The following is a 12,776-nucleotide window of genomic DNA, read 5'->3' as shown; positions in this document are numbered from 1 at the left end:
ATCCGTTGTGACCGGCTGGGGGGGGGGGCGTTACATTGCGGGGTTACACGGTGCGTTCGGCCGCAGGGGATGAGCCGGCCGTGGTGGTGCCGCGCGATGCGCTCAACAGCAACCAGACGAACGGGCGCAGGATTTCCGCCGAAATTCTAGCGCATGCCCCGATTTTGCCGGTAGACCGGGCGTGGTATCATCGACATCCGCCTTTTTGCTCTAGATGAATACCATGTCCTCCCAGAAGTTATCCAAGATTCTCATCCTCGGCGCCATGGCCGCCGTGGCGCTGTCCGTCGTCGGCTACGTGTTCGTGGTGGTGGCGGACTACACCGACTGCGAGCGCATCGAGGCTGCCGAGCTCAAAAAAGGCAACAAAGTGTCTTGTCGCGACGTCAAGGCGGGTATGGCAGCCGAATAATTCAGGTGGGGGACGGGGCAGCGTTAGTTGTCCCACAAAGCGCGGCGACGCGCGGGGCTACAGTGGGGTTACTCCACTACCTGGCAAAGCCCCCCATGAATGCTCCCGAAACCCTCGCGCCCCTGGGCGCAGCAGCGCAAACGTATCCGCTTACCCTGCACATCAACGGCAGCCGGCACGACTTCAAGGTCGAAGCCTGGGTCACGCTGCTGGACCTGCTGCGCGAACATGCCGGCCTGACCGGCTCCAAGAAAGGCTGCGACCACGGCCAGTGCGGCGCCTGCACCGTGCTGGTCGGTGGCCGTCGCATCAATTCCTGCCTGACCCTGGCCGTGATGCAAAACGGTAAGGAAGTCACCACCGTCGAAGGACTCGCCGACGGCAACCAGTTGCACCCGCTGCAGCAGGCCTTCATCGACCACGACGCCTTCCAGTGCGGCTACTGCACCTCGGGCCAGCTGTGTTCGGCCGTGGGCCTGATGAACGAAGGCAAAGCCTGCACCGCAGGCCAGGTGCGCGAGCTGATGAGCGGCAACGTCTGTCGTTGCGGCGCTTACCCCGGCATCGTTGCCGCCGTTACCGAGGTGATGGGCATCCCGGGTCGTGACGATCCGGCCCGTCCGTTCCAGCCTGGCACGGTGCCCGCATGAACCCGATCACCTATTTCTCTGCCGAAGACGTGAGCGGCGCGCTGGCCCACCTGTACGCGGGCGTCGATGCCAATGCCGGCCCCTCCAAGGTTATCGCCGGCGGCACCAACTTGCTCGACCTGATGAAGGAGCGCGTGATGGGACCGCAGCAGCTGGTCGACATCAATGCGCTGCCGCTCGACCAGATCACGCCCACGCCCGACGGTGGTCTGCGCCTGGGCGCGATCGCCCGCAATGCCGATACCGCGTATCACCCGCTGGTGCGCGCACAGTACCCGGTGCTGACGGCTGCGATCCTGGCCGGCGCCTCGCCGCAGATCCGCAACATGGCCAGCAACGGTGGCAACCTGCTGCAACGCACGCGCTGCCACTATTTCTACGACACGACCACGCCGTGCAACAAGCGCGCCTCGGGTACCGGTTGCTCGGCGATCGGCGGCCTCACGCGCCAGCACGCGATCCTGGGCGCCAGCGAACATTGCATTGCCACCCACCCGTCCGACATGTGCGTGGCGCTCGCTGCCTTGGGCGCCGTGGTCGGCGTAAGCTCGAGCGCCGGTGAACGGCGCATCGACTTTGCCGACTTCCACCGCCTGCCCGGCGAACAGCCCGAGCGTGATACCGTGCTCGCTGCCGGCGACCTAATTACCTATATCGACCTGCCGCCGGCCCAGCAGTTCGCCCGTCATTCGGCCTATCTGAAGTTCCGCGACCGGGCGTCGTACGCGTTTGCGCTGGTGTCGGTGGCCGTGATGCTCGACATGGGCGAGGACGGCATGGTGCGGGACGCCCGCATTGCGCTGGGCAGCGTGGCCCACAAGCCGTGGCGCGTGCCGGCCGCCGAAGCGGTGCTGATCGGCCGCCAGGTCGATGAAGCAGCGTTTGCCGAAGCGGCCGACGTCCTGCTGGCCGGCGCCCAGGGGCAGGGCCAGAACAACTTCAAGCTCACCATGGCGCGCCGCGCCGTGATCCGCGCCCTTACGCAAGCTGTCGAGGGCACCCATGACAACACCGAAGAATTGACTGACGACGAGGCATCACTGTGACCGAATTGATCCACGCATTGCGCACCCCGAGCGCGGACCCCGGCACTGGCCAGGTTCAAATCGGCGACGCCGTCTCGCGCGTGGACGGCCGCGACAAGGTAACCGGACAGGCGCGCTATGCTGCCGAATACGTGCCCGACGCCACCGAAGCTGGCCTGCTGTACGGCGTGGTGGTGAGCGGCGCCATCGCCAGGGGCCATATCAAGGCCATCGACACCGATGCCGCGCTGGCGGTACCCGGCGTGGTGGACGTGATCTGGCACCACAACCGTCCCAAGATCCGCTCGTTCGACATTTTTTACAAGGACATGACGGCGCCGGGCGGCTCGCCCTACCGGCCCCTGTACGACAACGAGGTGCATTACAGCGGCCAGCCGGTGGCGCTGGTGGTGGCCGAAACGTTCGAGGCGGCCCGCTACGCTGCAGCGCTGGTGCGCGTCGAGTACGATGTGCAACCGCACGAAACCTATCTGCTCGAACACCAGGGCCGTGCCCACAAGCCGAGCCGCCTGAAGGCCGGCTATACGCCGCCGCCCGATGTCAAGGGCCATCCCGACGAAGTGTGGGACAAGGCGGCCGTGAAAGTCGAGGCGTCGTACTACAGCGGCGTGGAACACCACAATCCGCTCGAGATGTTCGCCACTACCGTGATTCACGGCGCGGACGGCCACCTCACCATCTACGATAAGACGCAAAGCTCGCAGAACAGCCGCTGGTACGTTTCGCACGTATTCGGACTGTCGAAGGACAAGGTCACCGTGCGCAACCCGTACGTGGGCGGCGCCTTCGGCTCCGGGCTGCGGCCGCAGTACCAGTTGCCGCTGGCCGTGATGGCTGCGCTCAAGCTCGAGCGCTCGGTGCGCGTGGTGCTCACGCGCCAGCAGATGTTCACCTTCGGCCACCGGCCGGAAACCCAGCAGCGATTGAAACTGTCGGCCAATGCCGATGGCACGCTGACCTCGATCGTGCACGAAGCGGTGGCCGAAACCTCGCGCTACGAAGACTACGTGGAAGTGGTGGTCAACTGGTCGGGCGAGCTGTATGCGTGCGAGCATATCCGCCTCGGCTACAAGATCGTCGATCTCGACCACGCCAGCCCGATGGACATGCGCGCCCCGGGCGCTGCCCACGGCGTGCATGCGCTGGAAGTGGCGATGGACGAACTGTCGTATGCACTGAACATGGATCCGCTGGCGCTGCGCCTGAAAAACTACGCCGAGATCGACCCCACCCACGGCCTGCCATATTCCACCAAGGAGCTGCGCGAGTGCTACCTGCAGGGCGCGCAGCGCTTCGGCTGGGAAAACCGCCCGCTCGAACCCGGCACCATGCGCGAAGGACGGGAACTGATCGGCTGGGGCATGGCCACCGGCATGTGGGACGCGATGCAGATGTTCGCCCGCGCCAGCGCCGTGCTGCACGCGGACGGCAGCCTGGTGGTGAGCAGCGCCGCTTCCGACATCGGCACCGGCACCTATACCGCCATGTCCATCATCGCTGCCGAGGCCATGGGCCTGCCGCTGGAAAAAGTGCGGTTCCAGCTCGGTGACTCCACCTTGCCGGTGGCGCCCATCGAAGGCGGTTCGTCCCACGTGGCCACCGTCGGTTCGGCGGTGGCGGGCGTGTGCGAAAAACTCCAGAAGACCGTGTTCAAGCGCGCGAAGGACATGCCCGGTTCGCCGCTGGCCACCGCGCGCCTGGCCGACGTGGAGTTTGTCGATGGCGTCATCAGGCTGCGCAACATTCCCGGCACCAGCGTGCCGCTCACGCAGATCCTGGCCGGCATCGAGGAACCGCTCGAGGAAAAATACCTGATGCTGCCCAATATGCTCAAGCAGATGAAGTACCAGCGCGCCACCCACTCGGCGGTGTTCGTGGAAGTGCGGGTCGATCCCGAGTTCGGTACCGTGCGCGTGACGCGCGTGGTCAGCGCGGTGGCGGCGGGGCGCATCATCAACGCCAAGACCGCGCGCAGCCAGATCATCGGCGGCGTGGTGTGGGGCATCGGCCAGGCGCTGCACGAAGAAACCCAGTGCGACCACCGGCTGGGCCGCTTCATGAACCACAACCTGTCCGAGTACCACGTGTCGGTCAACGCCGACATCCACGACATCGACGTGATTTTCGTGAAGGAGGACGACCGGATCGTGAGCCGCATCGGCGCCAAGGGGGTAGGGGAGATCGGCCAGGTAGGCGTGTCCGCTGCCGTGTGCAATGCGATTTACCACGCCACCGGGCAGCGCGTGCGCAGTACGCCGATGACGCCGGAAAAGGTGATGCAGGCTTAGTTGCATAAATGGCAGGTGGTGCGCTACGATAGGGGGACCGGCGGGAGGTCCGTCGGCGCACACCAACCTGGAACTATCATTGATGCAAAAGTATCTGTTTGCGCCGGCCTTTGCCGGCGTTGTACTGCTCGCCGGATGTAGCAGCCTGGCCGAGCAGCAAGCCCAACGTATCGCTGCGATCCCCGAAGCCAAACGCGCCTACATCATCGGCACTTACAAGGTCGGCTGCGAGCGGGACAAGGATGTCTGCCAGCAGAAATTCAATTCCATCACGACTTATTACAGCGACCGCAAAAACGATAACGCGCTGTATATGTTCCAGCTGTCCGCCGCCCGCATGTTTGTCGCCGACGATCCGCTCGACATCAACAACATGGAGCGCCGCGAGCGAGGCATCCATTTTTGCGTTGCACTGCCGGCGGCTGAGTACCGCGTGTTCACCTACGATTTCTACAATTCGGCCAATGGCGGGATGCGCTACTCGTTGCCCAAGGAATCGTTCTTCGATGTGCCGTTTGCGCTGGCCGAAGGCGAGGTGGTGGACATCGGCACCCTGAAGGTGACGACTACGACGGGCAAGAATTTCTTCGGCATGCAACTGCCAGCGCCGGGCATGCTGTTGTTGTCCAGTTCTCCGGACAATGCGAAAGCCAAGGCGCTGCAAAAGTGTCCGGCAGACGTACGCAGCCGCCCGGTACGCAGCGCCCCGCTGCGCCCCGACGGCAACAGCCAGTACGTGATTCTCGATCCGAAACCCTAGTGTGCTGCCAGGTGCAGCAGCTGCTGGCCTTGCGGTGGGGCGTCAGGCGCCTTCCTGGCGCCAACCCGTATATCAAAGTTCTCTCCACCCATGAATAATTTGTATACGGCGCCCGTTTCGGCTGCGCCTCAAATCAATACTGGATATACTGCGCCGTGATAACTGGGCCCCGCGCCAACCGCGTGCGGCCTGGTGAATCCGATCGTTGTTCATCCGGTTTCTTTTGGGGAGTTCCAGGCACTATGACCAGTTTTATCTTGAGGCTTACAAAGCAGTTTCCGACCATCGGTTTGCTGGCGCTGGCGGTATCAGCATCAAGCAGCGCAGCCACCATTGGTGCCACCAGCCTCAATCAGTCCTGGGACTTTTACCGCGACGACGCCAAGGTCGCCGCCACCGTGGACAAGGTGCCGGCCAATGGCTGGAGCCGCGTCAACCTGCCGCACACGGCGCGCCTGGAAGCCAAGGTGCCGGTCAATTCCTGGCAGGGCACGGCGTTCTACAAAAAGAGTTTCGATGCCAGGGTGGCGCCCGGCGAACAGGCGATCTTGCGCTTCGAAGGCGCGATGAACGTGGCCGATGTCTGGGTCAATGGCAAGCACCTGGGCCAGCACCTGGGCGGCTACCTGCCGTTTTCGTACGACGTCACGCCGCACCTGAAAGCGGGCGGCGGCAACGAGCTGGTGGTGCGCATCAATAACGAAGACAATGCCATCACCGGTCCCAAGCCGCTGAAAGACCTCGACTACATCCAGTACGGCGGCATCTACCGCGACGTCACGCTCACCATCAAGCCGGCTGTCCATATCAGCGACGAGATGCTATCCAACACCGAAGCGGGCGGCGGCATTTTTGTCACCTACCCGCAGATCGACAAAACGTCGGCCACCGTGCGCGTAAAGGCGGAAGTGTGCAACACCGCTGCCGAGCCGCGCACCGCCGAACTGCGCCACCGCCTGCTCAGCAAGAACACCCGCGTGGCCGATGGGACCGAGAGCTTAAGCCTGGCTGCCGGCGAGTGCCGCCATGTCACGCGCGACCTCAAGGTCGATCGTCCGCAACTGTGGTCGCCGAAGGCGCCGAACCTGTATGCGCTGGAAACCACGGTTGCCAGCAAGGGCCAATCGGACCTGGTGAAAACCCGCATCGGCATCCGCAGCATCGAGATGGGCAAGGGCAAGCTCTTGATCAACGGCGAGCAGACCGTGCTGCGCGGCGTCAATCGCCACCAGGAATATCCATACGTGGGCTATGCGCTGTCGCCGCAGGCGGAATACCGCGATGCGCTGCTGATCAAGCGCGCCGGTTTCGATTACATCCGCCTGTCGCACTACCCGCATTCGCCCGCCTTCATGGCTGCCGCCGATGAACTGGGCATCATGGTGGTGCCGGGCATTCCTGGCTGGCAGTACTTCAATCCCGATCCAGCGTTTACCACCCAGGTCGTGAAAACCTGTACCGACATGGTGCGCCGCGACCGCAACCACGCCAGCGTACTGGCCTGGGAGTGCTCGCTCAACGAAACGCAAATGCCGGACGCACTGGTCGAAAAACTGCACCAGACCGTGCACACCGAGTTCCCCGGCGGCCAGGCCTATTCGGCCGGCTGGGTGCCGCAAACCTACGACGTATATTTGCAAGCACGCCAGCACCGCCTGGAAGACAAGCGGCCGTTGCCCGACAAGGCGCTGATCGTGTCCGAGTACGGCGACTGGGAATACTATGCGATGAACGCGGGCTTCAACCAGACCGCCTGGGGCGACCTGAAAGCGGCCGACCGCAGCAGCCGCCAGTTGCTGGCCGACGGCGAAACCCGCCTGCTGCAGCAAGCGAAAAACCTGGCCGAATCGCACGACGACAACTTCAACACCGGCGCCGTCGCCGATGGCTACTGGGTGATGTTCGACTACGGCCGCGGCTACGCACCGGACCTGGAGTCGTCCGGCATCATGACCATCGACCGCCTGCCGAAATTCTCGAACGAGTTCTTCCGCTCGCAGCGCAGCGCGCTCGAGTCGAGCAAGTGGGGTGGCGGTCCGATGGTGTTCATCGCCAGCCACTGGAACAAGGACTCTTCGCCACAGGTGCGCGTGTTCTCGAATGCGGACGAAGTGGAGCTGTTCCTGAACGGTAAAAGCCTGGGCCGCGTGAAGAGCGCGCCGACCAAGCTGCATCCGAACCTCAAGCATCCGCCGCTGGAATTCAACGCCGGCCAGTACGCTGCCGGTGAGCTGAAAGCGATTGCCTGGCTGGGCGGCAAGAAGGTTGCCGAACACGTGGTGCGCACGGCCAGCGAGGCGGCCAAACTGGACGTCTCCGTGGACGACCTCGGTGTGAAATCGACGGCCGGCGACCTGGTATTCATCCGCGCCAAAACGGTCGATGCCAAGGGCAACCTGGTGGCCGACAGCGGCCAGTCGGTGAAGTTTACTGCCGGCGGCGCCTACGAAATCGTCGGCCCTGCCACGGTGACCACCGAAGGCGGCATCGCCAGCGTGCTGGTACGCGTGGGCGCCAATGGCGGCAAAGGCTCGATCACGGCCGATGGCGGCACCGTGCGCGGCAAGCTGTAAGACATCGTGACGCGGCGCTCAGGCAGCCGCTTATCGGTTAGCATGTCGCACACGATCACTTGAATAAGGGTAGTGTGCACATGATTACTTTCGGACGCGGTCAAAAAGGCAAGCTGGCGGACCTCGGTTGCGGCAGCAACGTGGCGGTGAACGTGGCGCTGCAGGCGCCGGGCGCCACCATCGACCTGTCGTGCTTTGGGCTCGACGCACAAGGCAAGCTGTCGGATGACCGCTACATGGTCTTCTACAACCAGCTGGCCAGCCCCGAAGGCGCGGTGCGCCTGACCCTGTCGCCGGGCGCCGCCACATTCCAGCTCAATCTCGACGCCTTGCCGGCCTCGATCGAGCGCCTGGTGTTTACTGGCGCGCTCGATGGCGGCGGCACCATGCGGGCGATTGCTCCCGGCAGCATCGCCATCGGCGGCGCCGCCACTTTCCCGTTGAGCGGCGCGGACTTCGCCGACGAAAAGGCCGTGATCCTGGCCGAGGTGTATCGCCGCGACGGCGCCTGGCGCTTCGGCGCCGTCGGCCAGGGTTTTAACGGCGGCATGGCGGCGCTGCTGGCGCACTTTGGCGGCACCGAGGCGGCGTCGTCTGCTGCTGCACCGGCGCCAGCGTTTGCTCCGACACCTGCTCCAGCTCCGGCGCCTGCTCCCGCGCCCGCGCCAAAAATCTCGCTCTCGAAAATCACGCTGGAAAAGCGCGGCGACAAGATCTCGCTCGACAAAGGGGCCGGGCGCGGCTTCGGCAAGATCCGCGTCAACCTGAACTGGAACCAGCGCCCGCAGGAGCAGCCGGCCAAGACCGGCTTCTTCGCCAAGCTCACCGGCGGCGGCCAGCCCAAGGGCATCGACCTTGATTTGGCCTGCCTGTTCGAGCTGCGCGACGGCACGCCGGGCGGGGTGCAGGCGCTGGGCGAGAGCTGGGGCGCGTTCGACCGTCCGCCGTACATCCACCTGGCCGGCGACGACCGCAGCGGCGCGGTCAGCGACGGCGAAAACATCTACATCAATGGCGACCGCTTCGACGAAATCGGCCGCGTGCTGATTTTCAGCTTCATCTACGAGGGTGTGCCGAATTGGGCCGCCACCGATGGCGTAGTGCTGATCGAGGTGCCGAACCAGCCGCCGGTGGAAGTGCGCCTCGACCACGGCGGCAACCAGCCGATGTGCGCGATCGCCATGATCGAAAACCAGGGCGGCAAGCTGCAGGTGACCAAGCTGGTGGACTATGTGTCCGGTGAAGGCAAGATCAGCGGCCACGAGGTGATCGGCAACAAGTACGGCTTCAAGCTGCGCTGGCGCGCCGGCTCCAAGGGGTGACTTTTGTTTAGTAAGTTTGTCATGGGCGTGTAACACGACGGCTCTAGAATCGTTGGCATTCCAACCTTTCCAGAGCCGGTCATGCATAACGACGCCAAGTACGACACCACCAACGAACCAGCCAACGAGCCACAGGCCAGCCGCCGCACGCTGCTGAAAATGGGGCTCGCTTCCGCCTCGACCCTGTCGGTCGGCGGCCTGCTGGCCGGTTGCGGCGGCGGCAGCGATCCGGTGAGCGCCGCCCCCACTCCGACGCCGGCCCCGGCTCCCGCAGCAAAGATATCGAGCTTCGCGCTGGCCGTGCTGCCCGACACCCAGTTCTATTCGCGCTACGCCACCTCGGGCGAGAGCAACCAGTACCAGCGCCACTACGGCAACGAGCCGTTTGCCGCCCAGACCAACTGGGTCGCGCGCAACGCCCAGGCCCTCAACATCCCGTTTCTGATCCACCTCGGCGACGTGGTGGACCAGGTGGGCAAGCCGGAACAGTGGAAGGTAGCCGACAGCGCCATGCAGGTGCTGGAAGTGGCCAAGCTGCCGTACTCCATCCTGGCCGGCAACCACGATGTGCTCAACGACCTCGATTACAGCGGCGACCAGTCGCGTGGCACCGATGCCCAGCGGGTGCTTGCCAACGAGCCTTACCTGCAGTGGTTCGGCACCCGCCGCGCCCAGCGCCAGGCCACCTTCGGCGGCCGCGATGCCAGTGGCTTCCACGAATACCACATCTTCACCGCGCAGGACCAGCGCTTCCTGGTGCTGTCGCTGTCGTGGCGCATCTCGGACGCCGGTATTGCCTGGGCGCGCAAGGTCCTGGCCGACAACCCCACGTTGCCGGCCATCCTGGTCAATCACCAGTTGCTCAACATCGCGCCCGATGCCGTCAGCCCGCTGGAAACCGAGTACGGCAAGATGTTGTGGGAAAAGCTGATACGCGATAACGACCAGATCTTCATGACCCTGAACGGCCACCACCACGGCGCCGCGCGCCTGACCAAGACCAACAACTTCGGCAACCCGGTCGAGGAAATGGTGGTCGATTACCAGATGGCCTACCAGGGCGGCAACGGCTTGATGCGCCTGTACGAGTTCGACCTGACCAACAAGCAGATCAAGGTGCTGTCGTTCTCGCCGTGGGTGCCGATGAAACCGGCCGACACGCTCAACGCTTTCGACCGCGCCGTGCTCACCGAGACCAACGAGGTTTTCACCATCAGTGTCGATTTCGCCAAGCGCTTCGCGCGCTTCAACCCGACCTTCGGCACGGGCCAGGCCACGGTGGCATCCTCGCTGGTGGACCAGGCCAAGGCATTGGTATTGAAGGGTTATACGGAACCGGCGGTGGTCACACCTGTCGCGCCCAAGGACGCCGACGACTACCCGAAAGTGGCATCGACGGTAGCGCACTGGCGCTTCTTCGGTGGCGCCGAAGGGGCGGTCGTGGCGCCGGGCACGCGCATTGCGGACGTCACCGGCGCCAACCCGCTGGTGCGCGACGCCCTCAATCGCGGTGGCGTGAAAAATGCGGAGGCAGGCGACATCGTATGGAGTGCCGACCGCCACCGCCTGTCGTCGGCTCCGGGATCGGTCAGCTTCCTCAACACCGACAAGAATGTGCCGCGCCTCAGTTATTTCGTCACCGACGCCTCGGCCGCGATCAACGCCCAGACCTTTGCCACCACCGGTTACACGATCGAAGCCTTCATCAAGATCAATCCGGCCTGGGTCAACTCGAAACACGCATGGATGAACATCATGACGCGCGACGGCATACGCGGCAACCTGGCCGGCTTCAACGGCGGCGACGCCGAATCGCCACCGCTGCTGTTTGCGATTTCCAGCCTGCGCGAAGTGCAGTGGGAAGTGGTGCCCGACGTGACGGGCACGCGCGGCGGCCTCGCCAGCTGGTCGGGCGAGATCATCGCCGGCACCTGGGTGCACATCGCCATCGTCAACGACCCGGTCACGCACGACACGGTGATGTACGTGGAGGGCGCGCCGGTGCTGCGCAACAGCAGCAACGTCGTTGGTTTGGCGACGCTGTCGGCGACGTCGCCGTGGGTGGTCGGTGGCGGCTCGTGGGATGGCGAACGGGCCGATGGTTTCTTCGGCAATATCGGCGAGATCCGCGTCGCCTCGGGGGCGTTGAAGCCGGCGCAGTGGCTGACGGCGCGCCGTACCTGATCTACAGGTCGGCCAGGCTGGCGCGCGTGCGCGCCGCCTGTTCGCGCACGCCATCAAGTACCGGCCCGTCCATGCGCCTGAGCTGCTGATAGACCATCGCCAGCCGGTGGTTGCCGGCCAACCGATCCCGGTTGCGATCGAAAAAATCCCAGTACAGCGCGTTGTACGGGCAGGCGCGCTCGCCGGTGCGCGCCTTTTTGTCGTAATGGCAGCCCTTGCAGTAATCGCTCATCTTGTCGATGTACGCGGCGCTCGACACATACGGTTTCGTCGCCAGCAGGCCGCCATCGGCGAACTGGCTCATGCCCAGGGTATTGGGCAGTTCCACCCATTCGAAGGCGTCGATGTACACGCCCAGGTACCAGCCGTGCAGCGCCTGCGGCGACAGGCCGGCCAATAGCGAAAAATTCCCGATCACCATCAGGCGGTTGATGTGGTGCGCGTGTGCGTGTTCTAGCGACTGGCCGATGGCGGTCGCCAGGCAGCGCATGCGCGTGTCGCCGGACCAGAACCAGTGCGGCAGCGGTTCCTCGTGGCCGAAGGTGTTGAGTTGGTCGTAACCGGGCATGCGGTGCCAGTACACGCCGCGCACGTACTCGCGCCAGCCCAGGATTTGCCGTACATAGCCTTCCACCGCCGCCAGCGGCGCCGCGCCATCGGCCAGCGCCTGCACCACGCGGTCCACCACCTCGTGCGGAGCGAGCATTTTCACGTTCATCGCGAACGACAGCAGCGAGTGGAACAGGCGCCAGGCCTTGAAGCTCATCGCGTCCTGGTACTGGCCGAAGTGGGGCAGGGCGTGTTTGACGAAGCGCTCCAGTTGCGCCAGCGCTTCGTCGCGGTTGAGCGGCCAGCGCAGGTCGGCCGCATTCGGCGCGCCGAAGCTTTGCGCACCGGAAGCCTCGATGGTCGCCCACAGCGCGCTGTGGTCGTGCGACTCGCGCAGGTCGGCCGGTTCCCACGGAATGCCTTTCCACGCCTCGCGGTTGTCGTGGTCGAAGTTCCACTGGCCGCCCGCCGGTTTGCCGGTGTCCGAGACCAGCACCTTGTGGCGCAGGCGCATGTGGCGATAAAAGTGTTCCATCACCCAGCTGGTGCGGCCATCGAACAGCGCCGCCGCCTCGTGCCGCGCGGTGTAAAAATGTTCGGTGTCGGCCATCGCGGACGCAATGGTCAAACCGGCTGCATACGCGGTCAGTTGCCGGTCGAGCCGGTACTCGTCGGGCGCCTGCCACGCGAAGTCGCTGGCGCCATACAACGCCAGCAAGCGGTCCAGGTTGGCCGGCAGCGATTGCAGGTTGTCGGGGTCGTCGATGGTGACGTAGTGCACCCGGTGGCCGGCGTCGCGCAGGCGCCGGGCGAAGTCGCGCATGGCGGCAAAGATGGCGATGATTTTCTGAGCGTGGTGCAGCACGTAATCGGTTTCCTGCCGCACCTCCATCAGCACGAACACCACGCCGGGGTCCGGCGCCCGGTACCAGCTGTGCTGGCAGTTGAGCTGGTCGCCCAGCACCAGCTTGAGCGAGGCGGCGCTCACCGGA

9 protein-coding genes are annotated in these 12,776 nt (G+C 64.6%); 8 read left to right on the top strand and 1 reads right to left on the bottom strand.

Annotated features, from left to right (window positions below; all coding sequences use genetic code 11):
* Nucleotides 1-223: 223 nt before the first annotated feature.
* The 8 genes from F8197_RS05830 to F8197_RS05795 all read left to right on the top strand — a co-directional run bounded on the left by F8197_RS05830 (nucleotide 224) and on the right by F8197_RS05795 (nucleotide 11,235).
* Entirely contained in the window at nucleotides 224-412 is a 189-nt protein-coding gene (locus F8197_RS05830; RefSeq protein ID WP_040377580.1) for a hypothetical protein, read from the top strand.
* A gap of 95 nt (nucleotides 413-507) precedes the next feature.
* Nucleotides 508-1,062 carry a (2Fe-2S)-binding protein gene (locus tag F8197_RS05825; protein ID WP_152880664.1) on the top strand — a complete coding sequence of 185 codons (555 nt, stop codon included), beginning with the start codon at nucleotides 508-510 and terminating at the stop codon, nucleotides 1,060-1,062.
* Entirely contained in the window at nucleotides 1,059-2,108 is a 1,050-nt protein-coding gene (locus tag F8197_RS05820) for a xanthine dehydrogenase family protein subunit M (RefSeq protein ID WP_152880663.1), read from the top strand. The genes F8197_RS05825 and F8197_RS05820 overlap by 4 nt, the downstream gene beginning before the upstream one ends.
* On the top strand, nucleotides 2,105-4,396 hold the full coding sequence (locus F8197_RS05815; protein ID WP_373996798.1) for a xanthine dehydrogenase family protein molybdopterin-binding subunit: 2,292 nt from the start codon (nucleotides 2,105-2,107) through the stop codon (nucleotides 4,394-4,396). The genes F8197_RS05820 and F8197_RS05815 overlap by 4 nt, the downstream gene beginning before the upstream one ends.
* A gap of 82 nt (nucleotides 4,397-4,478) precedes the next feature.
* Nucleotides 4,479-5,156 carry a hypothetical protein gene (locus F8197_RS05810; RefSeq protein ID WP_152880661.1) on the top strand — a complete coding sequence of 226 codons (678 nt, stop codon included), beginning with the start codon at nucleotides 4,479-4,481 and terminating at the stop codon, nucleotides 5,154-5,156.
* Between the two features lie 242 nt (nucleotides 5,157-5,398).
* Entirely contained in the window at nucleotides 5,399-7,729 is a 2,331-nt protein-coding gene (locus F8197_RS05805) for a glycoside hydrolase family 2 TIM barrel-domain containing protein (protein WP_152880659.1), read from the top strand.
* 80 nt (nucleotides 7,730-7,809) lie between these two features.
* Entirely contained in the window at nucleotides 7,810-9,051 is a 1,242-nt protein-coding gene (locus F8197_RS05800) for a TerD family protein (RefSeq protein ID WP_152880657.1), read from the top strand.
* Nucleotides 9,052-9,132: 81 nt separating this feature from the next.
* Nucleotides 9,133-11,235 (top strand): LamG-like jellyroll fold domain-containing protein, encoded by a 2,103-nt coding sequence (locus tag F8197_RS05795; protein WP_152880655.1) that lies wholly within the window; start codon nucleotides 9,133-9,135, stop codon nucleotides 11,233-11,235.
* A 1-nt stretch (nucleotide 11,236) separates the two neighbouring features.
* On the opposite strand, the gene F8197_RS05790 is transcribed toward F8197_RS05795, so the two are convergent.
* Nucleotides 11,237-12,772: a cryptochrome/photolyase family protein gene (locus F8197_RS05790; protein ID WP_373996797.1), complete on the bottom strand. Its 1,536-nt coding sequence runs from the start codon at nucleotides 12,770-12,772 to the stop codon at nucleotides 11,237-11,239.
* Nucleotides 12,773-12,776 lie beyond the last annotated feature (4 nt).

The sequence above is a fragment of the Duganella sp. FT27W genome (assembly GCF_009295655.1).
Taxonomy (GTDB): domain Bacteria; phylum Pseudomonadota; class Gammaproteobacteria; order Burkholderiales; family Burkholderiaceae_D; genus Rugamonas; species Rugamonas zoogloeoides.
This window is presented reverse-complemented; position numbering and strand designations above follow the sequence as displayed.